Source organism: Streptomyces sediminimaris (assembly GCF_047049295.1).
GTDB classification, from domain to species: Bacteria; Actinomycetota; Actinomycetes; order Streptomycetales; family Streptomycetaceae; genus Streptomyces; species Streptomyces sediminimaris.
Genome location: NZ_JBJWOT010000001.1, coordinates 1,453,364 through 1,476,507, shown reverse-complemented (window position 1 = coordinate 1,476,507; position 23,144 = coordinate 1,453,364). Strand labels below are relative to the sequence as shown.

Annotated in this window: 15 protein-coding genes and 1 pseudogene; 9 read left to right on the top strand and 7 right to left on the bottom strand. The window is 72.3% G+C overall.

The features are described from left to right. Window positions 1-175: 175 nt before the first annotated feature. The 5 genes from ACJ9NR_RS06880 to ACJ9NR_RS06860 are packed head-to-tail and all read left to right on the top strand — an operon-like array spanning window position 176 to window position 8,137. Window positions 176-3,058, top strand: a complete 2,883-nt coding sequence (locus tag ACJ9NR_RS06880; protein ID WP_412489198.1) for a nitrate- and nitrite sensing domain-containing protein — start codon at window positions 176-178, stop codon at window positions 3,056-3,058. Continuing rightward, complete coding sequence (locus ACJ9NR_RS06875; protein ID WP_412489199.1) at window positions 3,055-3,492, top strand: roadblock/LC7 domain-containing protein; 438 nt, start codon at window positions 3,055-3,057, stop codon at window positions 3,490-3,492. The genes ACJ9NR_RS06880 and ACJ9NR_RS06875 overlap by 4 nt, the downstream gene beginning before the upstream one ends. 9 nt (window positions 3,493-3,501) lie before the next feature. Next, the gene (locus ACJ9NR_RS06870) at window positions 3,502-3,897 is read left to right on the top strand and encodes a DUF742 domain-containing protein (RefSeq protein ID WP_412489200.1); all 396 of its coding nucleotides are present in this window, start codon (window positions 3,502-3,504) and stop codon (window positions 3,895-3,897) included. 24 nt (window positions 3,898-3,921) lie between these two features. After that, window positions 3,922-7,551 (top strand): hydantoinase B/oxoprolinase family protein, encoded by a 3,630-nt coding sequence (locus ACJ9NR_RS06865; protein WP_412489201.1) that lies wholly within the window; start codon window positions 3,922-3,924, stop codon window positions 7,549-7,551. Further along, on the top strand, window positions 7,532-8,137 hold the full coding sequence (locus ACJ9NR_RS06860; protein ID WP_412489202.1) for a GTP-binding protein: 606 nt from the start codon (window positions 7,532-7,534) through the stop codon (window positions 8,135-8,137). The genes ACJ9NR_RS06865 and ACJ9NR_RS06860 overlap by 20 nt, the downstream gene beginning before the upstream one ends. 71 nt (window positions 8,138-8,208) lie before the next feature. Here ACJ9NR_RS06860 and glpK read toward each other — a convergent pair whose 3' ends face one another. The 4 genes from glpK to ACJ9NR_RS06840 all read right to left on the bottom strand — a co-directional run bounded on the left by glpK (window position 8,209) and on the right by ACJ9NR_RS06840 (window position 13,583). Beyond that, window positions 8,209-9,720 (bottom strand): glycerol kinase GlpK, encoded by a 1,512-nt coding sequence (gene glpK, locus ACJ9NR_RS06855; RefSeq protein WP_412489203.1) that lies wholly within the window; start codon window positions 9,718-9,720, stop codon window positions 8,209-8,211. Between the two features lie 454 nt (window positions 9,721-10,174). Continuing rightward, window positions 10,175-11,827: an EAL domain-containing protein gene (locus ACJ9NR_RS06850; RefSeq protein ID WP_412489204.1), complete on the bottom strand. Its 1,653-nt coding sequence runs from the start codon at window positions 11,825-11,827 to the stop codon at window positions 10,175-10,177. 143 nt (window positions 11,828-11,970) lie between these two features. Continuing rightward, complete coding sequence (locus tag ACJ9NR_RS06845) at window positions 11,971-13,161, bottom strand: lipid-transfer protein (RefSeq protein WP_412489205.1); 1,191 nt, start codon at window positions 13,159-13,161, stop codon at window positions 11,971-11,973. Further along, the gene (locus ACJ9NR_RS06840; protein ID WP_412490500.1) at window positions 13,158-13,583 is read right to left on the bottom strand and encodes a Zn-ribbon domain-containing OB-fold protein; all 426 of its coding nucleotides are present in this window, start codon (window positions 13,581-13,583) and stop codon (window positions 13,158-13,160) included. Before ACJ9NR_RS06840 ends, ACJ9NR_RS06845 begins: the two co-directional genes overlap by 4 nt. Window positions 13,584-13,778: 195 nt before the next feature. On the opposite strand from ACJ9NR_RS06840, the pseudogene ACJ9NR_RS06835 reads away from it, so the two are divergent. Beyond that, a pseudogene (locus ACJ9NR_RS06835) lies at window positions 13,779-14,203 on the top strand (M15 family metallopeptidase); the annotation flags it as partial. 127 nt (window positions 14,204-14,330) lie between these two features. Next, the gene (locus ACJ9NR_RS06830; protein ID WP_412489206.1) at window positions 14,331-14,867 is read left to right on the top strand and encodes an NUDIX domain-containing protein; all 537 of its coding nucleotides are present in this window, start codon (window positions 14,331-14,333) and stop codon (window positions 14,865-14,867) included. A 1-nt stretch (window position 14,868) separates the two neighbouring features. On the opposite strand, the gene ACJ9NR_RS06825 is transcribed toward ACJ9NR_RS06830, so the two are convergent. After that, a complete protein-coding gene (locus ACJ9NR_RS06825) occupies window positions 14,869-17,235 on the bottom strand; it encodes a glycoside hydrolase family 31 protein (protein ID WP_412489207.1) in 2,367 nt (788 codons plus the stop codon). Window positions 17,236-17,448: 213 nt separating this feature from the next. On the opposite strand from ACJ9NR_RS06825, the gene ACJ9NR_RS06820 reads away from it, so the two are divergent. Together ACJ9NR_RS06820 and ACJ9NR_RS06815 are read left to right on the top strand one after the other, a co-directional pair. After that, entirely contained in the window at window positions 17,449-19,416 is a 1,968-nt protein-coding gene (locus tag ACJ9NR_RS06820; protein ID WP_412489208.1) for an acetoacetate--CoA ligase, read from the top strand. Window positions 19,417-19,888: 472 nt separating this feature from the next. Further along, a complete protein-coding gene (locus ACJ9NR_RS06815) occupies window positions 19,889-20,782 on the top strand; it encodes a DUF8829 domain-containing protein (RefSeq protein WP_412489209.1) in 894 nt (297 codons plus the stop codon). Between the two features lie 79 nt (window positions 20,783-20,861). Here ACJ9NR_RS06815 and ptsP read toward each other — a convergent pair whose 3' ends face one another. Further along, the gene (ptsP, locus tag ACJ9NR_RS06810) at window positions 20,862-22,532 is read right to left on the bottom strand and encodes a phosphoenolpyruvate--protein phosphotransferase (protein WP_412489210.1); all 1,671 of its coding nucleotides are present in this window, start codon (window positions 22,530-22,532) and stop codon (window positions 20,862-20,864) included. 79 nt (window positions 22,533-22,611) lie between these two features. After that, window positions 22,612-23,061, bottom strand: a complete 450-nt coding sequence (locus ACJ9NR_RS06805) for a PTS sugar transporter subunit IIA (RefSeq protein WP_412489211.1) — start codon at window positions 23,059-23,061, stop codon at window positions 22,612-22,614. Window positions 23,062-23,144 lie beyond the last annotated feature (83 nt).

Genomic DNA, 23,144 nt, shown 5'->3' with positions numbered 1-23,144 from the left:
GATCGGGGGAGTCGATCTCCCACCATGCCCGGACAACTCCGTATGTCTCGCCGCCCGCGCGGAAGTTCAGCTTCCGGACGGCTCTTCGAGTTGGCCGTGTGTCGGTAGTAGGCTCGCGCCGTTTGTTGACGTACATGTGTACCCCCGGTCGCAGGGGGTCGAGCTGGGGGAGGCCATGCGCTTTCGCGGGAAGTCGATCCGCCGGAAGATCGTGGCGCTGCTTCTCGTGCCGCTGGTGTCCCTCACCGCGATCTGGGGCTTCGCCACGGTACTGACGGGACGTGAGGCACAAGACCTGTTCAACGTGTCGGACGTGGTCGAGAAGGTCGGCTACCCGATCGAGGACACCGTCCGTGTGCTGCAGCAGGAACGCCGCCAGACACTCGTCTACCTCGCCGATCCCCGCGCCTCCGAGGGGCTCACCGACCTCCGGCACAGCCGGACCGCCACGGACAGGGCCGTCGGCAGGATCCGCACGAACGCCAGGAACCCCGACGTGCGCGACGCGCTGGGAGGCGGCGCGGACGAGCGCCTGACCACCGTGCTGGAGGCGTTCGACGGCATCGACGCCCTGCGCCGCAGCGTCGAGGACGGCACCGTCGACCGCGCCCAGGCCCTCGACCTCTACAACCGCCTGATCGATCCCTGCTACGTCCTGCTCGGCAACCTCCACGTCGTGGACAACGTCGAGATGGACAAGCAGTACCGCGCGCTGGTCAACCTCGCCCGGGCCCGGGAGCTGCTCTCCCGCGAGGACGCCCTGCTCGGCTCCTCCCTGATCGTCGGCCGGCTCACCCGCGAGGAGAGCCGCGACGTCAGCGACCTCGTGGCCCAGCGGAACCTGATGTACGACGTCAACCTGCCGCTGCTGCCGTCCTCGGACCGCGACCGCTACGAGGAGTTCTGGAAGAACGCCGCCACCGCACCGCTGCGCGTGGCCGAGCAGTCCGCCACCTCCTCCTCCAACGGCAGGGCCGGCGAGGTCACCGCGCAGAACTGGGACGCCGCCGCCGGCAACGTGCTCGACAGGCTCGGCTCCCTCAACGACGAGGCGGGCGACCGCTACCAGGACCGCGTCCGCCCGGTCGCCATGGGCGTCATCGCCAAGGCGGCCGTCGCCGGCGTCCTCGGCCTGGTCGCGGTGCTGCTCTCGCTCTTCCTGTCCGTGCGCGTCGGCCGCGGCCTCATCCGCGACCTGCGGCAGCTGCGCCTGGAGGCCCACGAGGCGTCCGGCGTCCGGCTGCCCAGCGTCATGCGCCGCCTGTCCGCGGGCGAACAGGTCGACGTGGAGACCGAGGCCCCGCGCCTGGAGTACGACAAGAACGAGATCGGCGAGGTCGGCCAGGCCCTCAACACGCTGCAGCGCGCGGCCGTCGAGGCCGCCGTCAAGCAGGCCGAACTGCGGGCCGGGGTGTCCGAGGTGTTCGTCAACCTCGCGCGGCGCAGCCAGGTCCTCCTGCACAAGCAGCTCACGCTGCTCGACAGCATGGAACGCCGGACCGACGACACCGACGAACTCGCCGACCTCTTCCGCCTCGACCATCTGACCACCCGCATGCGACGGCACGCCGAGGGCCTCGTGATCCTCTCCGGCGCCGCCCCGTCCCGGCAGTGGCGCAAGCCCGTCCAGCTCATGGACGTCGTCCGGGCCGCGGTCGCCGAGGTCGAGGACTACGAGCGCATCGAGGTCCGCCGCCTGCCCCGCGTCGCCGTCACCGGTCCCGCCGTCGCCGACCTGACCCACCTCGTGGCCGAACTCCTGGAGAACGCCACGGTGTTCTCCCCGCCGCACACGGCCGTCCAGGTCCTGGGCGAGCGGGTCGCCAACGGCTTCACCCTGGAGATCCACGACCGTGGTCTCGGTATGGCCGCCGACGCCCTCCTGGACGCCAACCTGCGCCTCGCCGAGACTCCGGAGTTCGAGCTGTCCGACACCGACCGGCTCGGTCTCTTCGTGGTCAGCCGGCTCGCCCAGCGGCAGAACGTGCGGGTCTCCCTCCAGCCGTCCCCGTACGGCGGCACCACCGCGGTCGTCTTCGTCCCCGACGCACTGCTGACGGACGACGTCCCGGACACCAACGGCATCGGCTTCCGTCTCGACCGGCCGCACCCCTCGAAGGAGGCCGAGCTCGAGGAGGGCCGGCGCACCTCGCTCTCCAAGACGCCCGTGCAGCTTCCCGGGCTGCCCGCGGCCCTGCTGGACGGACCGGTCGAACTGGAGGCCCCGGTCGATCTCGACGCCGTCGAGGACTTCCCGGGCGCCCTCGACGGCCAGGACAGCGAACGCGGCGGGATCTTCGGCCCCCGGCGCTCCATCGCCCTCGCGGACGACGAGGCGGCCGGCCACGGCGACGGTCCGCTCCACGACCGCCCCGGCACCCGGGAGCCGGCCCGCTTCGACGCCCGCGAGAGCACGGGGGAGGCCGTGCCGCTGACCCGCCGGCGCACGCCCAAGCTGATCAGCTCGCACGGACGCCCGGTCACCGAGCACCGCCCGCGGCGCGAGGACGCCGGCGGGGAGCCGCCGGCCGGCCCGGGGCGCCCCGAGCCGGACGGCGCGGCACCGCTGCCGCAGCGCCGCCGGGGCGACGGCCCACCGGCGGGTACGGGTCCGGACCGGTCCGGCCGGGAAGCGGCGCCGGCGCTGCCGTCCCGCCGGCGCGGAGCCTCACCGCTGCGCCCCGGCACGGGCGGGCCCGGCCCGTCCGGGTCCCCGGCGCCCGAGCCGCTGGGCGACGACCAGGGCCCGCGGCCCTCCGCCCCGGGCGGCGCGGACCACGCCGCCCGGCGCCCCGGCGCCGCGCCCCAGGATCCCGGCCCCGGCCACGGCCCGCTGCCCCGGCGCGTACGGCAGGCGAACCTGGCTCCGCAGCTGAAGCAGAGCACCCGGCAACCCGCGCGGGACAGCACGCAGCCGGCGGAACGGGACGCCGACGAGGTACGCAGCCGGATGGCTTCGCTCCAGCGCGGCTGGCAGCGGGGCCGCGACGAGAACGCCGCGGGCGACGCCCACAGCGGCACAGCACCACAACGAACGACAGAGGGGGACGGTCGATGACCGCACCGAAGGCGACCGGCCACACCGAGACCGGCAGGTCCGGGGAGCTCAACTGGCTTCTGGACGACCTGGTGGACCGGGTCGCGAGCATCCGCAAAGCCGTCGTGCTCTCCGGCGACGGCCTGGCGACCGGCGTGTCCAAGGACCTGAGCCGGGAGGACAGCGAGCATCTCGCCGCCGTGGCCTCCGGGTTCCACAGCCTCGCCAAGGGCGTCGGCCGTCACTTCGAGGCCGGCAACGTCCGGCAGACGGTCGTCGAACTGGACGACGCCTTCCTCTTCGTCACGGCCGCCGGTGACGGCAGCTGCCTGGCCGTCCTCTCGGACGCCGACTCGGACGTCGGCCAGGTGGCGTACGAGATGACGCTCCTGGTCAAGAGAGTGGGCGTGCATCTCGGCTCGGCACCGCGCACCGATCTGCCCGCAGGCGGGTAGTGGGATGTCATGAGCGCTGACGGTCAGGGAAGAAGCCACTGGTTCGACGACGAGGCCGGACCGGTGGTCCGTCCGTACGCGATGACGCGCGGCCGGACCACCAGCGTGGGCCAGCACCGTCTCGACCTGATCGCGGTGGTCGTCACCGAGCCCGGGGCGGGTGACCCGGACGCCGACCCGACGCTGTCCCCGGAACACGTGGACATCGTCGGTCTGTGCCGTGACGCCCCTCAGTCGGTCGCCGAACTCGCCGCCGAACTCGATCTGCCCGTCGGAGTGGTACGGGTCCTCGTCGGGGACCTCGTCGCCCGGGAATTCGTCCATGTCACGCGCCCCGTACCCCCCGCCGAACTGCCGGACGAGAGTATTCTGCGCGACGTGATCAACGGCCTCCGGGCACTGTGAGCCGTGCGGAAGCGGGGTACGGACGTGACAGGCTGGCAGTTCTGGGTCGATCGGGGCGGCACCTTCACCGACATCGTCGCGCGACGCCCCGACGGCCGCCTGCTCACCCACAAGCTGCTGTCGGAGAACCCGGCGCGGTACTCCGACGCGGCCGTCGCCGGCGTACGCGAGCTGCTCGACGGCTCCCCGGAGCCCATCGAGGCCGTCCGCATGGGCACCACGGTCGCCACCAACGCCCTCCTGGAACGCAAGGGCGAACGCACCCTGCTGGTCGTCACCCGCGGTTTCCGGGACGCCCTGCGCATCGCCTACCAGAACCGCCCCGAGATCTTCGCCCGCCGCATCGACCTGCCCTCGCTGCTCCATGAGCGGGTCGTGGAGGTCGACGAGCGCGTCGCCGCCGACGGGAGGGTCCTTCGCGCCCCCGACCTGGACGCGCTGACCGGCCCCCTCCGGAAGGCGTACGAGGACGGCATCCGCGCCGTCGCCGTCGTCTGCGTCCACAGCCACCTGTATCCCGCCCACGAGCAGGCCGTGGGGGAGCTGGCGGCCCGCCTCGGCTTCCCGCAGATCTCGCTGTCCAGCGAGGTCAGCCCGCTGATGAAGCTCGTGCCGCGCGGGGACACCGCGGTCGTCGACGCCTACCTGTCGCCTGTGCTGCGCCGCTACGTCCAGCACGTCGCCGACGAGCTGCGGGGCGTGCGGCTGATGTTCATGCAGTCCAACGGCGGGCTCGCCGAGGCCGGGCAGTTCCGCGGCAAGGACGCCATCCTCTCCGGGCCGGCCGGAGGCATCGTCGGCATGGCGCGCATGTCCCAGCTGGCCGGATTCGACCGCGTCATCGGCTTCGACATGGGCGGCACCTCCACCGACGTCTCCCACTTCGCGGGCGAGTACGAACGCGTCTTCACCACCCGGATCGCCGGTGTCCGGCTGCGCGCGCCGATGCTGGACATCCACACCGTCGCGGCCGGCGGCGGCTCCGTCCTGCACTTCGACGGGACCCGCTACCGCGTAGGGCCGGACTCGGCGGGCGCGGACCCCGGGCCCGCCTGCTACCGGGGCGGCGGCCCGCTGGCCGTCACCGACGCCAACGTCATGCTCGGCCGGATCCAGCCCGCGCACTTCCCCGAGGTGTTCGGCCCGCAGGGCGACCAGCCGCTCGACGCCGCCCTCGTCCGTGACCGCTTCGCCGCCCTGGCACGCGAGATCAACACGCGGACCGGGGACGACCGCACGCCCGAGCAGGTGGCCGAGGGCTACCTGCAGATCGCCGTCGCCAACATCGCCAACGCCGTGAAGCGGATCTCCGTCCAGAAGGGCCACGACGTCACCCGCTACGCCCTCACGACGTTCGGCGGCGCGGGTGGCCAGCACGCGTGCATGGTGGCCGACTCGCTGGGCATCCGCACCGTCCTCGTACCGCCGATGGCCGGCGTCCTGTCCGCGCTCGGCATCGGTCTCGCCGACACCACCGCCATGCGCGAGCAGTCCGTGGAGGCGCCCCTTGAGCCGGCCGCCATGCCGGCCGTCCTGAAGACCGCCGACGACCTGGAGCAGGCGGCCCGCTCCGAGCTCCTCGCCGAGGACGTCCCCGAGGACCGGATCCGGGTCACCCGCCGCGCGCAGCTGCGCTACGACGGCACCGACACCACGCTCACCGTCGAGCTGACCCGACCCGACACGATGACCCGTGCTTTCGAGGAGCGTCATCGCGCCACGTACTCCTTCACGCTCGACCGGCCGATCGTCGTCGAAGCCCTCTCCGTGGAAGCCACCGGCATCACCGAATCCCCCGATCTGTCCGCCCTCGCCCCCTACCGGGCCGCCCGCGAAGGCAGTCCGGCCGCCCCTGCGGCCGTACGCCTGCACACCGCCGGCAGCTGGCGCGAGGTGCCCCTCCACCGCCGCGAGGACCTTCCTCCCGGCGACACCGTCACCGGCCCGGCGATCATCACCGAGGCCAGTGCGACGACCGTCGTCGACGACGGCTGGCAGGCCACGGCCCGCGACGACGGACATCTGGTCATGGAACGCGCGGCGATCACGGAGAGTTCCGGTCTCGGCACGGAAGCGGACCCGGTCCTGCTCGAGGTCTTCAACAACCTCTTCATGTCGATCGCCGAACAGATGGGCGCCCGACTGGAGTCGACGGCCCAGTCCGTCAACATCAAGGAGCGCCTCGACTTCTCCTGCGCCCTCTTCGATCCGGACGGGAACCTGGTGGCCAACGCGCCGCACATCCCGGTGCACCTGGGCTCGATGGGCACGAGCGTCAAGGAGGTCATCCGGCGCCGCGGCCCCTCGATGCGCCCGGGCGACACCTACGCCGTCAACGACCCGTACCACGGCGGGACCCACCTGCCCGACGTCACCGTGATCACCCCGGTCTTCGACACGCAGGGTGACCGGATCCTCTTCCATGTCGCCTCCCGCGGCCACCACGCGGAGATCGGCGGCATCGCCCCCGGCTCCATGCCCGCGAACAGCCGCACGATCGAGGAGGAGGGCGTCCTCTTCGACAACTGGCTGCTCGCCGAGCACGGCCGCTTCCGCGAGGAGGAGACCCTGCGCCTGCTCACCGGGGCGCGCCACCCCTCCCGCAACCCCAGGACCAACCTGGCCGACCTGCGCGCCCAGATCGCCGCCAACCGCAAGGGCGTCGACGAGGTCGCCCGCATGATCGAGGACTTCGGCCTCGACGTCGTCCAGGCGTACATGAAGCACGTCCAGGACAACGCCGAGGAGGCGGTGCGGCGCGTCGTCGACGCGCTGGACGACGGCGAGTACGCCTACGAGACCGATGCGGGCGCGCGGATCCGCGTACGCGTGCGCGTGGACCGCGCGAAGCGCTCCGCGACCATCGACTTCACCGGCACCTCCGCCCAGCTGGCGAGCAACTTCAACGCCCCCTTCGCGGTGGTCAACGCGGCCGTCCTCTACGTCTTCCGCACCCTCGTCGCCGACGACATCCCGCTCAACGACGGCTGTCTGCGCCCCCTCGACATCATCGTGCCGCCCGGCTCCATGCTGGCGCCCGAGCCGCCGGCCGCGGTGGTGGCGGGAAACGTCGAGACCTCCCAGGCGATCACCGGGGCCCTCTACGCCGCGCTCGGGGTGCAGGCCGAGGGGTCCGGGACGATGAACAACGTCACCTTCGGCAACGAGCGGTACCAGTACTACGAGACGGTCGCCTCCGGCTCAGGCGCGGGCGACGGCTTCCCCGGCGCGCCCGTCGTGCAGACCCATATGACCAACTCGCGGCTGACCGACCCCGAGGTCCTGGAGTGGCGGCTGCCCGTGCACCTCGTCGAGTTCGCCGTACGCCCGGGCAGCGGCGGCGCCGGACGCTGGCCCGGCGGGGACGGCGCCGTGCGCCGCATCCGCTTCCACGAACCCATGACGGTCTCCACGCTGTCGCAGCACCGCAGGGTCCCGCCGTACGGCATGGCGGGCGGCGAGCCCGGTGCCCTGGGCGCCAACCGGGTGGAGCACGCGGACGGCACCGTCACCGCCCTCGGCGGCAGTGACTCGGCCGCCGTCGGTCCCGGCGACGTACTCGTCATCGAAACCCCCGGCGGCGGAGGCTACGGCCCGCCGTCGTCCCATCCCCAGCGAGCAGGAGTAGAGATCGATGATCTTCGGGCGTTCTGAGCGCGGGAAGCCCCCGGTGGAGCCCGTCACGCTCAAGATCCTGGTGGCCGGCGGTTTCGGCGTGGGCAAGACCACCCTCGTCGGCGCGGTCAGTGAGATCCGGCCGCTGCGCACCGAGGAACTGCTCACCGAGGCCGGACGGCCCATCGACGACACGAGCGGCGTCGAGGGCAAGCACACCACCACGGTGGCCATGGACTTCGGCCGCATCACGCTGCGCGAGGACCTCGTGCTGTACCTGTTCGGCACGCCGGGGCAGGAGCGCTTCTGGTTCATGTGGGACGAGCTCTCCGAGGGCGCCCTGGGCGCCGTCGTGCTCGCCGACACCCGCCGCCTGGAGGACTGCTTCGCCGCCGTCGACTACTTCGAGCGGCGCTCCATCCCCTTCGTCGTGGGCGTCAACTGCTTCGAGGGAGCGGCCCGCTACCCCGAGGCCGACGTCCGCCAGGCCCTCGATCTGGACGAGGACGTACCGCTGCTGCTGTGCGACGCCCGCGACCGGGAGTCGGTCAAGCGCGTCCTCATCGGCGTCGTCCAGCACGCGATGGCGCAGGCGGCGAGCCGCCGCCAGGCCGTCACCACCTGAGCCACGCGTACGGCCCGTACCCCCGCCGACCGGGGTACGAGCCGCAGCCGATGGCGCCCACGCGCGCGTGCCTAGTCCTCGCTGTCCTCCGCCCAGCCGAAGCTCTTCTCCACGGCCTTGCGCCAGTTGTGGAACTCCCGGTCGCGCACGGAGGCCTCCATGGCGGGCGTCCACTCGACGTCCTTCTGCCAGTGGGCCTTCAGCTCGTCGAGGTCGTTCCACACCCCGGTGGCCAGTCCCGCCGCGTAGGCGGCGCCCAGACACGTGGTCTCGGAGACCTTCGGGCGGACCACGGGAACGTCGAGGACGTCCGCCTGGTGCTGCATGAGCAGGTTGTTCTTGGTCATGCCGCCGTCCACCTTGAGGGTGGTGATGTGCACGCCGGAGTCCTGGTACATGGCGTCCACGACCTCGCGCGTCTGCCAGCTGGTCGCCTCCAGCACGGCCCGGGCGAGGTGGGCCTTGGTGACGTAGCGCGTCAGGCCGGTGACGACACCGCGCGCGTCCGAGCGCCAGTACGGTGCGAACAGACCGGAGAAGGCCGGCACGATGTACGCCCCGCCGTTGTCCTCGACGCTCGCCGCCAGGGGTTCGATCTCGTCGGCGGTGCGGATGATGCCCAGCTGGTCGCGGAACCACTGCACGAGCGCGCCCGTGATGGCTATCGATCCCTCGAGGCAGTAGACCGGCGCCTCGCTGCCGATCTTGTAGCCCATCGTCGTCAGCAGTCCGCTCTTCGACGCCACGGGCCGGTTGCCCGTGTTGAGCAGCAGGAAGGAGCCCGTGCCGTAGGTGTTCTTGGCCGTGCCGACGTCGTAGCAGGCCTGCCCGAACACGGCCGCCTGCTGGTCGCCGAGGGCGGAGGCGACCGGTACCCCGGCCAGTTGGCCGACGGCGGTGCCGTACACCTCGGACGAGGATTTGATCTCCGGGAGGACCGCCTCGGGGATGTTCATCGCGGTGAGGATGGAGGAGTCCCACTGGAGGGTCTCCAGGTTCATCAGCATGGTGCGGCCGGCGTTGGTCACGTCCGTGACGTGGTGTCCGCCGTCGGTGCCGCCCGTCAGGTTCCAGATGAGCCAGGAGTCCATGGTGCCGAAGGCGATCTCGCCGTTCTCGGCGCGGGTCCGCAGACCGGGCACGTTGTCGAGCAGCCAGGCGGCCTTGGGGCCGGAGAAGTAGGTGGCCAGCGGCAGCCCGGTCTGCTCGCGGAACCGGTCCTGCCCGTCGGTTCCGCCGAGCTGCCTGGTCAGCGCCGCGGTGCGGGTGTCCTGCCAGACGATCGCGTTGTGCACGGGTTTGCCCGTGGCGCGGTCCCACAGGAGGGTGGTCTCGCGCTGGTTGGTGATGCCGAGCGCGCTGAGCTGGTCCGCGCGCAGCCCGGCCTTGGCGAGTGCTCCGGCGACCACGGCCTGCACCTTGGACCAGATCTCGGTGGCATCGTGCTCCACCCAGCCGGGCTTGGGGAAGATCTGGCGATGCTCGCGCTGGTCGACGGCGACGATCGCGCCGTCCTGGTTGAAGACGATGCAGCGGCTGGAGGTGGTGCCCTGGTCGATCGCGGCGACGAACTTGTCCGTCATGACGTCCCCTTCGTCGTTCCTTCAGAAGGCTGCTGTGGATCAGAAGGCTGCAGTGCGGAGCGACGGGCCGACGACGACGCAGCCGCGCCCGTCGCCGTGCGTGTCTCCGTTGCTCATGGCGGCTCCTAGGCCCTGTCCCGGGGCGGTCGACCCCGGTTGTTTCCTGCCGGGTGCGTTTCCCGTGGCGACTTCGGCCGGCGGCGGGCAGGTCCCGAGCCCCGCCCGGCGTCCGTGCCGAGCATGCCGTCGCCATCGCGTCGACCGTGGGGGAACGGGCCTGCTCCTCGGGCGGCGCTCACGGGGAGCGTGCCTGGATAGACCGTGCATGTACGGCGATGTCGACTGACACCGGAAGTTTTCACCGACGCCCACAGAGCGTCAAGGTCGCCGACGGCAACGGTGACAGCCGGCGGTGTGTCCCTGCGGGGTGTGCGGGGCCGGTCGGTTGTGACGATCAGCCTAGGCCCGGTTCCGCCACCGCGCATCCGGCCCGGGCGGGTGCAGCCTGCGCGCCGCGCCGGATCTCGTGCCCCGGCAGGCCCGCCCGGCCCAGCACCCAGCTCGCCCCGGGCAGCGATTTCGCGGCCTTCTTCAGCGGCGCGAGACATGCGGCGGCCTGCCGGTGGTCCGTCACGCTGCCCGGCGGGCACACCACCGTGGCCAGGGACAGCGTGACCGGACGCCCGCCGGCCGACCAGGGAACGCCGAGCACCGCGGCGGCCAACGCGTCCAGCCGCGCCGGTTCGGCGAGCACCAGGAAGTCGTCCCCACCGATGTGCCCCACGCGGGTGCTGCCGGACGCCGCGTGCTGCAGCGCCCGGCCCACCGAGCGGATCAGCTCGTCGCCCGCCGCGAAGCCGGCCCCGTCGTTGACCTGCTTGAAGTGATCCACGTCCAGCCAGCTCAGGGTGAACGTCCGGCCGTCCGCGATCCGGCGGTCCACCTCGCCGGTGATCGCGTCCGAGCCGGGAAGCCGGGTGAGCGGATTCAGCCCGGCCGCCTCCTCGACCCGGCTCTCGGCGAGCGCCCGCACCAGGTCCGCCAGCCGTACGACCCCCACGCACCGGCCGTGCGGGTCCACCACCGCCACGTCGTCCGAGGTGCGGCTCCGGTCGCCCACGGCCACCACGTCCAGGACCTCCCAGGCGGTGGCGTCGGCGCCCACCGTGCGCGGCGGGTCCCCGAGCCTGGCCGCGGGCCGGTCGGCGTACAGCGCGTGTCCGTAGCGTCCCGACAACGACAGCAGGAAACGTGAACGGTGCACCGACCTGACCGGGCGCCCGTGCTGGTCCACGAGCAGCACCCCGGACACGTCGGGGGACCCGGTCAGCAGCGCCCGTACCTGAGCAGCCGACGCCGTGGCGGGCAGCAGCGCGGCCGGTCTGACGAACTCCCGCACCGACGGCCCCGACCTCGGCACGGTCACGGCGCCGGGGGAGCGGGGCGGAACGTATACGTCCGCCACCGGCAACCGGGCCGGTGGCGCGAACAGCTGGCCCTGGCCCAGCTGCGCGCCCGAGGAGATCGCGGCGGCGCACTGCCGTTCCGTCTCCACACCCTCGACGCACAGCAGGGCCCCGGACTGCTCGCACAGTGTCCGCATGGCCTTCACCGCCGCCGGCCGCGCCAGCAAGGAGGCGTCCAGTTTCACCAGGTCGGGCGCCAGGTCGGTGAGCAGCCGCAGGGGTATGTCACCGTCCCCGACGCCGTCCGCGCTGATCCGGAATCCCTGGCCCCGCACGGCGCCCACCGCCTCCAGCAGGGCCTGCTGCGGGACGTGGGTGTAGGGCGGTCCGACGTCGACCGTCACCTCCCACGGCAGCCGTCCGGCCTGCCGAACGGCGTCGTGGAGCGGGGTGAGACCGCCGAGGTCGGCGAGAGTGCCCGCGAACACGTTGACGTGCAGCGGCAGCAGGGTCTCCCGGTGCGCCGCCGCGCGCAGCGCCAGCACCGCCAGCCTGCCGTCGAGTTCGGGGTTGCGGCGGGCTTCGGCCAGGATGTCGCCGGTCTCCGGGCGGGCGAGTATCTCCAGCCCCGCGACCGCTGCGGTGGCCAGGTTGACCACCGGCTGGAAGGCGAAGCGGAGAGTATCCGTCCAGGAGGGCACGGGAGCATGATGGCTCGGCCGGGAGGAGCGCAGGCCCAGTTCATGAGACGTTCACGCAGGATTCCCGGCCGGTCACGCACCGTACGTGAAAGGGCTTGCCCGGCGTGCGGCCGCACTCCCGGGAACGGGGCCGGCACCGGCTCTCAGCGGACCGCGATCACCGAAGACCCGTGCCCGAACAACCCCTGGTTCGCGGTGATCCCGACGCGCGCCCGCGGGACCTGCCGTTCACCCGCCTCCTGCCTCAGCTGCCAGGTCAGCTCACACACCTGGGCGAGCGCCTGGGCCGGAACCGCCTCCCCGAAGGAGGCCAGCCCGCCGCTGATGTTCACCGGTGTGCGCCCGCCCGGGGCCGTCGCTCCCTCCCGCAGCAGCTTGGCGCCCTCTCCCTGCCCGCACAGCCCGAGATCCTCGTACCACTGCAGCTCCAGGGCGGTGGACAGGTCGTAGACCTCCGCCAGGGACAGGTCCTCCGGCCCGATGCCCGCCTCCTCGTAGGCGGCGCGCGCGATCGAGGCGCGGAAGGTGTCGGCGGTCGGTTCGACCGCGACCGCGGAATCGGTCGCCATGTCCGGCAGGTCCAGCACCGTGCTGGGGTAGCGCGGGGTCACGGTGGACACCGCGCGGATCCTCACCGGCCGACCGGCTCCGTGCCGGCGCGCGAACTCCATGCTGGACAGCACCAGGGCGGCGCCCCCGTCCGACGTCGCGCAGATGTCGAGCAGGCGCAGCGGATCGGCCACCACGGCGGACGCGGCGACCTCCTCGGCGGTCACCCGCCGGCGGTAGCGCGCGTGCGGATTGAGCGCGCCCAGGGCCGAGTTCTTGACCTTGACCTGCGCGAAGTCGTCCAGGGTGTCGCCGTGCACGGCCATGCGGCGGCGCGCGTACAGCCCGAAGTACGTGGGGTTGGTGGCTCCCAGCACGCGGAAGCGCAGCCAGTCCGGATCGTCCGGCCGGTCCCCTCCGGCCGGCCGGAAGAACCCCTTGGGGGCCGAGTCGGCGCCGACCACCAGGACGACGTCCGCCAGGCCGGAGAGGATCTGCGCGCGGGCCGTGTCGACGGCCTGCGCCCCGGACGCGCAGGCCGCGTAGACGCTGGCCACCCTGGCCCCCTGCCAGCCCAGCGCCCTGGCGAAGGCCGCCCCGGCCACATAGCCCGGATAGCCGCCGCGCACCGTGCCGGCCCCGACGACCGAGCCCACGTCCCGCCACTCCAGCCCGGCGTCGGCGAGGGCCGCGCGGGCCGCCGCGGCCCCGTACTCGACGAATCCGCGCCCCCACTTGCCCCACGGGTGCATACCCGCCCCGAGCACCGCCACCTCACCCGTCACGCCCCCACCCCCGTCGGCCGCCAGTGCCAGGTCGTCCAGATCGTCTCCGCGTCCTGGTGGAGCACCCCGGGGACCACCCGCACCTCCATGCCGACCGCCAGATCGGCGACGGTGGTCCCGGGAGCCGCCTGTCCCAGCACCACCATCCGCTCGGCCTCCAGCTCCACAGCGATCAACGTGCACGGCTCCCACGGAAGTTCCGGATCGGTCACATAGGGTGACGGAGGCCGGTACCGGCTGTCCGTGTACGACCAGACGCGCCCGCGCGGCGACAGAGGAACCTCCTGCAGATCCCCGCCGGAGCACAGCGGGTTGCGGCAGTGCGCGTCCTGCCGGGGGAAGAAGACCGAGAGACACGCCGCACAGCGCGTGCCGAGGAGCCTGAAGTCGTCCCCGTCGCCGGCGAACCACCCTTCGACCACAGGTGTGCGTGTACGCGACAAAGCCCCTCCTCGCGACGGAATCTGACGGGACGTCAGAAGTGTGTCACGTGCTTCCGGAAATGGGCAGGCCCCCCGGCGAACCGAACCGCTCCCCGCCGCGTCGTCGTTACGGAAGGGACGGCCGGGGCCCACGGGGGTGGTTCCGGCCGCCCCGGCCTGATACACGCAGGAGGCATGACACGTCTCCCCAGCGCGTTACGCGTCCTGATCACCGCACTCGCCGCCCTGCTGGCGGTCACCGCGGCCTCCGCCAGCGCCCGGGCGAAGACGGAACCCAGGGCACCGGAGGACTTCGTGGCCCTGAGGACCGTGGACCCGACGATCATCCAGGAGATGCGCTACTTCACCCGGCACAACTTCGTCGGCGAGCGCATCGACGGCTACCAGCAGCCGATCTGCCTCCTCACCCGGCCCGCCGCCGAAGCACTGCACAAGGCCCAGCTGAGGCTGGTGCGCCGGGGCTACAGCCTCAAGGTGTACGACTGCTACCGCCCGCAGCGCGCCGTGAACCACTTCGTCCGCTGGGCCGAGGACCTCGACAGGCGATGAAGGGCGAGTTCTACCCGGAAGTCGACAAGGCCCGGCTGTTCGAGGACGGCACACGTACCGGCCCGGGCCCTACCCGGACACCTACTTCGACTTCCCCGTGTCCGCCGCGTCGCTCGGCGGCCGCTTCTGAGCCGCCTCCTGGAGACGCCCTCGCCGTGATCGGATACATTCCGCTTCGTGTCCGAAACCCATGCCTCCACTCTCGATTCCGCGCCCGACTCCCACTGTTCGAGTTGCGGAGCACCCTACGGAGAGGGCGTCACCGGCTGGCCGCGCACCTGCCCGGCCTGCCACGCCGTGGCCTACCGCAACCCGCTGCCGGTGGCGATCGCGCTCCAGCCCGTGTACGACACGAAGGGCACCGCCCTGGTCGTCATCACCCGGACCGTCGCCCCCGCGCGCGGAGGCGTCGCGCTGCCCGGCGGTTACATCGACGACCGGGAGGACTGGCGGCAGGCCGTCGTCCGTGAGCTCAAGGAGGAGACCGGGATCGACGCGGCCGGCCGCGACGTACGGCTCGTCGACGCCATGAGCTCTCCCGACGGGCACCTGCTACTGTTCGGGCTCCTCCCCGAGCGCCCGGCCGAGGGCCTGCCGAAGTCCTCCGCCACGGACGAGACGGAGGGCTGGCACCTCCTGCGCAGGCCGGAGGAGCTCGCCTTCCCCCTGCACACGCTGGCCGTGCGGGCCTGGTTCGAGGGCCGGTACGTCTGAGTCAGCCCCCGTCGAGCCCCCGGACCTGGACCGGGTGAGGCGGCGCGCCGGTGCCGCCCTCGCCCTCCCGCTCGACCACGAGCCGCTGCCCCCTCCACCGGGTGACGTAGCGCTCGAGTTCCGGCTCGTCCCATCCCTCACCGGCGTCCGGCACCACCAGCCCGCCGCCGGTGCGTCCCCTGGCGGGCGCCCACACCTCCAGCTCGAGGCCGCCGCCGTCCCCGCGCACCGGAATGACGCAGCCCGCGCGCGCGAGCACCGGAATCCGTGACAAGGGGGCGTCGAGGAGCACCTGCCCGGGCCCCTCGTACGCCCGCTCCGTCACGGTGTCGTACCAGCGCCCCCGGGGCAGCTGCACCGCGCGCCGGTCCGCGCCCGGGTCGAGCACCGGCGCCACCAGCAGACAGTCACCGAGGAGGAAGGCGTCCTCGCAGTCGCGCAGCGCGCGGTCCTCGGGCGCCGACCACCACAGCGGCCGCACATAGGGCGCTCCGGTGCGCCGGGCCAGATGGGCGAGCGTGACGAAGTACGGCAGCAGCCGCCGGCGTTCGACGAGCGCCACGCGCGCGTGCTCCAGCACCTCGGCGCCGAACTCCCAGGGCTCCCGGCGCCCCGCCCGCAGACTCGCGTGGGTGCGGAACAGCGGCAGGTAGGCGCCCAGCTGGAACCACCGCAGATACAGCTCGGGCGACGGAGTCCCGTCGAATCCGCCCACGTCCGGCCCCGAATACGGCACCCCGCACAGCCCCAGCCCCAGGACCAGCGACAGCGAGGCCCGCAGCCCGGGCCAGCCCGTGGCCACGTCCCCGGACCAGGTGCCCCCGTAACGCTGCATGCCGACCCAGCCGGAACGCGAGAAGACGAACGGCCGCTCCTCCGGCACCAGCTCGCGCAGTCCTTCGTAGGCCGCCCTGGCCATGCACAGCGCGTAGACGTTGTGCGCCTCGCGATGGTCGCCGCCCCGCCCCTCCAGCGCGTGCCTGGCCGAGAGCGGCAGGGTCGGCTCGCCGAAGGCGGCGAACGAGGTGGGTTCGTTCATGTCGTGCCAGAACCCCGAGAACCCCTGGTCGAGCCGTTCCTCGTACAGCCGCCCCCACCACTCCCGCACCCGCGGGTCCGTGAAGTCCGGGAACACCGTCTCCCCGGGCCACACGACCCCCCGCACCAGCCGTCCCGCGGCGTCCCGCACGAAGGCGTTCCGGGCCGTCCCGCTGTCGTACACCGCGTTGCCCTCCGCGGCCTTGACCGCGGGGTCGACGATGGACACCAGCCGGACCCCGTCCTGGCGCAGCTCATCGGCGAGCAGCGGCAGCTTGGGGAAGCGCTCCTGGTCGACGGTGAACACCTGGTGCTCGTCGTAGTGGTCGATGTCCAGGTGGACGGCGTCCAGCGGCAGCCCGCGCTCCTGATAGCCGGAGACGATGCGCCGCACCTCCTGCTCACTGCCGAAGCCCCAGCGCGCGTGGTGATGGCCCAGCGCCCACGTGGGCGGCAGCGCGGGCGCGCCGGTCAGCGACGCCCACACCAGCAGCACGCGTGCGGGTGTGCCGACCACCACCCAGCAGCGCAGCGGACCGCCCTCCATCCGCAGCTCGGACGTCCCCGCCCGGTCGTGTCCGGAACCGGCGCCCTCCTCGCCCTCCCGCAGGGTCACCGTGCCGCGCCAGGAGGTGTCGCGGAACACCAGATGCGTCGCCGCGTCGGCGACCACCAGCTGCACGGGCATGGTGATGTAGAGCGGATCGTCACCGGGACCGAACGCGTGCCCCGGGTCCGTGTTCCACATACGGTACGTACCGTCGCGCATGCGTGGCCCCGACGCCCGCCCCCCGAGGCCGAAGAACCGCGCGTCCGCGGCCACTTCCGAGCGCTGCATCCAGCGCGCGGTACCACCCCCGACCGGCTCCCACCACCGCGGCGGCAGGTCCCGGCGCAGCGTCACTCCGCCGGGCGTACGCACCTCGACCGCGCCGTGCCGCGAGACGGCGACCGTGACCCGCTCCGCCACGACGCGCCAGCCGCCCTCCTTGTCGGGCTCCAGGGCCGTCCGGGGATCCGGCTCCGGGCAGCGGCCCGCGAGCGCGTACGACGGCTCCGGACCGGCCCCGTCCCAGCCCCAGAAGACCGCGCCGTTCACCGCGACCATGATGCGCAGCTCGGACCGGGCGAAACGGACGATGCCGCCGCCCGGCGCGGTCTCCACCTCCTGCACGGGCCCGGGCACCCGCGCGTGCTCGGCGCCCCGCGACGGCAGCGCCGAGGCGTCCGCACGCCGTGTGCGCCATGCGGCTCGTACGGTACGCAACCCCTGGGCCGCCCCCGCAGAACCGACCGCCTTCATCGAACGCACCAGGTCACGACCGTCCATGCTGCTCACCCTGCCATCGACCGCCCCGCGCGCGTGCGTCGTTCAACTTCCGTTCACCCGTGCCGGGACCACATCTTCACGGCACGGACTATGTGGAGCGTGCCCTGGTGCAGAAGTCGATCACATGGCATCGTCCCTGTCAGCCGCGTCACGCGCACACCCCAGCACGTGCGCGACCGACGCACACGACGCGCACAGTCCGGGAGCCGCCCCATGTCGACCGAGAACCCCCAGCCGCTCTGGCAGCCCGATCCCGAACGCATCGCCCAGGCGCAGGTCACCAAGTTCCAGGCCTGGGCCGCCGAGCGTCACGGCGCCCCGTCCGGGGGCGGTTACCCGGCGCTGCACCGCTGGTCCGTCGACGAATCGGACACGTTCTGGAAAGCCGTCACGGAGTGGTTCGACGTACGCTTCTCCACACCCTACGCGCGCGTGCTCGGCGACCGCTCGATGCCGGGTGCCGAGTGGTTCCCCGGAGCGACCCTCAACTACGCCGAACACGCCCTGCGCGCGACGGCGGCCCGCGCGGACGAACCGGCCCTCCTGTGCGTGGACGAGACCCACCAGCCGCACCCCGTGACCTGGGCCGAGCTGCGCCGCCAGGTCGGCTCCCTGGCCGCCGAACTGCGCGCCCGTGGCGTACGCCCGGGAGACCGCGTCAGCGGCTACCTCCCGAACGTCCCGCAGGCCGTCGTCGCGTTCCTCGCCACGGCCGCCGTGGGCGCCGTCTGGACGTCCTGCGCCCCCGACTTCGGCGCCCGCAGCGTCCTCGACCGCTTCCAGCAGGTCGAGCCGGTCGTCCTGTTCACCGTCGACGGCTACCGCTACGGCGGCAAGGAGCGCGACCGCCGCGACGTCGTCGCCGAACTGCGCCGCGAACTGCCCACCGTGCGTGTCGTCGTCCACGTTCCCCTCCTCGGTACCGAGGCCCCCGAAGGCGCCCTGGAGTGGTCGGCCCTGACCGGCGCGGACGTGGAACCCGTCTTCGAACAGGTCCCCTTCGGCCACCCTCTGTGGGTGCTCTACTCCTCGGGCACGACCGGCCTGCCCAAGGCCATCGTCCAGTCCCAGGGCGGCATCCTGATCGAGCACCTCAAACAGCTCGGCCTGCACTGCGACCTGGGCCCCGAGGACCGCTTCTTCTGGTACACCTCGACCGGCTGGATGATGTGGAACTTCCTCGTCTCCGGCCTGCTCACGGGGACGACGATCGTGCTCTACGACGGCAGCCCCGGCTTCCCGGACACGGGCGCCCAGTGGCGCATCGCCGAGCGGACCGGGGCCACCTTGTACGGCACCTCGGCGGCGTACGTCATGGCGTGCCGCAAGGCCGGGGTGCACCCCTCGCGCGACTTCGACCTCTCGTCGGTGGACTGCGTCGCCACCACGGGGTCCCCGCTGCCGCCCGACGGTTTCCGCTGGCTGCACGACGAGGTGCGCGACGACCTGTGGATCGCGTCCGTCAGCGGCGGCACGGACGTGTGCTCCTGCTTCGCGGGAGCGGTACCGACCCTCCCGGTGTACGTCGGCGAGCTCCAGGCGCCCGGCCTCGGCACCGACCTGCAGTCCTGGGACCCGAGCGGCAGGCCGGTGATCGACGAGGTCGGCGAGCTCGTGGTCACCAACCCCATGCCGTCCATGCCGATCCACTTCTGGAACGACCCCGACGGCCACCGCTACCACGACAGCTACTTCGCCACGTACCCCGGCGTCTGGCGCCACGGCGACTGGATCACCCTCACCTCCCGCGGCTCCGTCGTCATCCACGGCCGCTCGGACTCGACGCTCAACCGCCAGGGCGTGCGCATGGGCTCCGCGGACATCTACGAGGCCGTCGAGCGCATCCCCGAGATCAAGGAATCCCTCGTCATCGGCGTCGAGCAGCCGGACGGCGGCTACTGGATGCCGCTCTTCGTGCACCTGGCGCCCGGCGCGAAGCTGGACGAGGCACTCCTGGGCCGTATCAAGCAGACCATCCGGGAGCAGCTCTCACCGCGCCACGTCCCCGACGAGGTGATCGAGGTCCCCGGCATCCCGCACACCCTCACCGGCAAACGCATCGAGGTCCCCGTCAAGCGACTGCTCCAGGGCACCCCGCTGGAGAAGGCCGTCAATCCGGGCTCCATCGACGACCTCGGGCTGCTGCGTTTCTACGAGGAACTCGCCCGCAAACGCGCCTGAGCGCATCGCAGTCGGCTCAACCACCGCAGGTGGCCTCGGACTCACCGGGCACGGAAGCGAGGTCCGAGGCCGGCCGCCGCCCACCGGCCCTACGACCGCAGCCCATACTCCACCGCCGTCTCGTCCACACCGGCACCCGCGGATTCGCCACGTTCGACCCGTTCGACCCGTTCGACCGGTTCGCGCCGATGCCGCAGTCGGCCGGTGCGTCGCGGAGAGCTTCCCGCCGAACCGTGATCGCAGCCTACGGCCGCCCACCGCAGGTCGGTGCCGCCGAACCTGCTCACCGCCCGCACGTCCGCCCGGCGGGCCGGCCCACCGACGGCCGGCGAGTGCGACGCCGGGGCGGAGAGACCCGGCGCCCCATGCACGAAGGTGACCTGCTCGGTCGGCAAGCGGCTCACGGAGCAGCCGTTGTCAGTGGCGCCGGTTACTGTGAGTGAGCATTGATCGACTGTGCACAGGGGGAAAGATGACGCGCACCGACCACCAGACCGTGCGACGCGTTCTGCGCCGCGAGATCGTGGGCACCATCGGCCTGCTGACCGACGAACACGACTTCCGCGCCATGCGCCGCTACCGCAGCTTCACCTTCGACGACCACACGACCTATCTGCGGCAGGTGGAGGCGCTCCTCAGGACGCGCGTCTCCCAGGGCAGCCACACCACGGTCGCGCTCTTCGACCCGCAGGAGTACGCGGACTTCTGCGCCGGCAAGGGCCTCGATCCCGACGTCCAGTCGAGCCGAGCTCGCTTCACCGCCGAACTGTCGGCCACAGGAGCCGTCCTGCCCTACGAGGGCCAGCCCCTGACCGACCTCGTGCCCGCCCTCGTGGACGAGGCCGTGCGGCAGGCCACCTGGGAGTACGCGTCCACGCTCCTGGCCCGCCTCGGCGCCTGCGCCTCCTGCGGCGAGGACATCGGCCGCGCCTCCTTCACCCGCGCCTCGCACCTCCTCGCACGCGTCCTCGACGCTGCGGGCCCGGGAAACCACCACCTCGTCTGCAGCGTCTCGGCGGAACCGGAGACACTCCTCTCCGTCCTCCACGCCGACCAGGTCGACCCCGGCGCCGTCCAGCTCGACGAGGCCGAAGCGCTCGAGTTCACCACGGTTCTGGCCCTCGGCATCGCCACCCGGAGCCCAGGCGGACTCGTGATGCGCACCAGCGCCCCCGCGACCACCGACCGTGTCTACGGGTGGCGTCTGCACGGGGAGGGCCTCGAACCCCTCACGGCGGGAGAGGTGTTCGACGCCTACTGCACCGACATCGAGTCCGGCGATCCGATCTCACCGGAATCGGACGTCGACTACTGCGCACCGCCCGACCTCGGGCAGGAAGGACAGGCACCGGATCACCCTCACTGAACGGCAAGGGGCGCCCCACCCCGCCGGTGGAGCGCCCCGCAAGAACCGGTGTCGCGATGTCGGCCGACGCCGCTTCCGGCTACTCGCCGGAGAGCACCGCCTGCGCCGCGTCCCGCGCCTCCTCGGCGCTGTCCGCAGCCCGGGCCGCCGCGGCGGCCCGCTCGCACTGGGCCAGTGTGTACTTGCCGAGCGTGGCCCGCACATAGGGAATCGACGCCGCACCCATGGAAAGGGAGGTGACGCCCAGACCGGCCAGTACGCAGGCGAGCAGCGGGTCGGACGCGGCCTCGCCGCAGACACCACAGCTTTTGCCCTCCGCCTTCGCGGCTTCCGCGGACAGCGCGACCAGGTCGAGCAGCGCGGGCTGCCACGGGTCCTGCAGCCGGGAGACCGCACCCACCTGACGGTCGGCGGCGAAGGTGTACTGCGCGAGGTCGTTGGTGCCCAGCGACAGGAACTCGACCTCCTGCAGAATCGACCGGGCCCGCAGCGCAGCCGACGGGATCTCGACCATGGCGCCGAACTTCGCCCGCAGTCCCGCCTCACTGCAGGCGTCGGCGAAGGCCTTGGCGTCGGCGCGGTCGGCCACCATCGGGGCCATCACCTCGAGGTAGACCGGCAGTCCCTCGGCAGCCTTCGCCAGGGCCGTCAGCTGGGTGCGCAGCACCTCCGGGTGGTCGAGCAGCGTCCGCAGGCCGCGCACACCGAGCGCGGGGTTGGGTTCGTCGGCCGGCGTGAGGAAGTCCAGCGGCTTGTCGGCACCGGCATCCAGCACCCGTACGACGACGCGGCCCTCGGGGAACGCCTCGAGGACCTGACGGTAGGCCTCGACCTGCTTCTTCTCCGACGGCGCGTTCTTGCTGTCGTCAAGGAAGAGGAACTCGGTGCGGAAGAGGCCGACGCCCTCGGCCCCGGCCTCGACGGCGGCCGGTACGTCCGCGGGACCGCCGACGTTGGCCAGCAACGGCACCTTGTGACCGTCGGAGGTGGCACCCGGACCGGTGGCGGCGGACAGCGCCGCCCTGCGCTCGGCGGCCGCGGCCTCCAGCTGGGACTTCTTCTCCTCGCTCGGGTTCACGAAGATCTCGCCGGTGCTGCCGTCGACCGCGATCACGGTGCCTTCGGCCAGCTCACCCGCGCCCGGCAGCGCCACCACGGCCGGCACACCGAGCGCCCGCGCCAGGATCGCGCTGTGGCTGGTCGGGCCGCCCTCCTCGGTGACGAACCCGAGCACCAGCGTCGGATCCAGCAGCGCCGTGTCGGCGGGCGCAAGGTCACGCGCGATGAGGACGTACGGCTCGTCGCTGTCCGGGACACCCGGCATGGGGACCCCGAGCAGCCGGGCGACGATACGATTCCGCACGTCGTCGAGGTCGGCCACACGACCGGCGAGGTACTCGCCGGCGCCGGCGAGCAGAGCGCGGTAGGCGGCGAACGCGTCGTACACGGCCCGCTCGGCCGTGCTCCCGACGGCGATGCGCCGCTCGACATCCGCGATCAACTCCGGGTCCTGGGCCATCATGGCCTGGGCTTCGAGCACCGCCTGGGCCTCACCCCCCGCCAGGTTGCCGCGCGCCATCAGATCGGCCGCCACAGCTTCCACGGCCTGGCGGGCACGGCCCTGTTCGCGCTCCGCGTCCTCCGCCGGGATCTGCTTGGCAGGCGGCTCCAGGACCGCCGTCCCCATGTGCCGAACCTCGCCGATCGCCACACCGTGGCTCACACCGACGCCTCGCAGCGTTGTCTCCATCTCACCCGTCTCCGATAGTGCGGCGGGTCCCGCCGCCGCGGTGGTTGTACAAGGTGCCGTCACGCCGACGGCGCAGACGTCACTTCCAGACGAAGAGGCTGTCGCCGGCCTTCACGTCACCATCGTCACGAAGATCGGCAAGAGCCTCGGCCGTGGCCTCGAGCGCCACGATCGGGCATACCGCGGACTTGCCGGCCGCTTCCACGGCCGCAGGGTTCCAGCGCACCACACTCTGTCCCCGGGCGACGGTGTCACCCTTGTTCACGAGCAGTTCGAAGCCCTCGCCGTTCAGCTGCACGGTGTCGATCCCGAGGTGCGTCAGGACGCCGTGTCCGTGCTCGTCCACCACCACGAAGGCGTGTGGATGGAGGGAGACGACGACGCCGTCAACGGGAGCGATGGCCTCGGACGGCTCCCGTACCGGGTCGATCGCGGTACCCGGGCCGACCATCGCCCCGGAGAAGACGGGATCCGGCACTGCTGCCAGTCCGATGGCACGCCCTGCGACAGGGGACGTCACGGTGGTCATGGGAAGCCTCCGAGGGGGTGGAGATCGAGAAGGGCCGTCACTACCTGTTCCGGACGGCGCACTGTGAGCAGGCTATGTCATAT

Bases quoted from the DNA above. Each gene is read 5' to 3' on its own strand.
- ACJ9NR_RS06880 (WP_412489198.1), top strand. From the start codon at position 176: ATGCGCTTTCGCGGGAAGTCGATCCGCCGGAAGATCGTGGCGCTGCTT.
- ACJ9NR_RS06875 (WP_412489199.1), top strand. From the start codon at position 3,055: ATGACCGCACCGAAGGCGACCGGCCACACCGAGACCGGCAGGTCCGGG.
- ACJ9NR_RS06870 (WP_412489200.1), top strand. From the start codon at position 3,502: ATGAGCGCTGACGGTCAGGGAAGAAGCCACTGGTTCGACGACGAGGCC.
- ACJ9NR_RS06860 (WP_412489202.1), top strand. From the start codon at position 7,532: ATGATCTTCGGGCGTTCTGAGCGCGGGAAGCCCCCGGTGGAGCCCGTC.
- glpK (WP_412489203.1), bottom strand. From the start codon at position 9,720: ATGACGGACAAGTTCGTCGCCGCGATCGACCAGGGCACCACCTCCAGC.
- ACJ9NR_RS06825 (WP_412489207.1), bottom strand. From the start codon at position 17,235: ATGGACGGTCGTGACCTGGTGCGTTCGATGAAGGCGGTCGGTTCTGCG.
- ACJ9NR_RS06820 (WP_412489208.1), top strand. From the start codon at position 17,449: ATGTCGACCGAGAACCCCCAGCCGCTCTGGCAGCCCGATCCCGAACGC.
- ACJ9NR_RS06815 (WP_412489209.1), top strand. From the start codon at position 19,889: ATGACGCGCACCGACCACCAGACCGTGCGACGCGTTCTGCGCCGCGAG.
- ptsP (WP_412489210.1), bottom strand. From the start codon at position 22,532: ATGGAGACAACGCTGCGAGGCGTCGGTGTGAGCCACGGTGTGGCGATC.
- ACJ9NR_RS06805 (WP_412489211.1), bottom strand. From the start codon at position 23,061: ATGACCACCGTGACGTCCCCTGTCGCAGGGCGTGCCATCGGACTGGCA.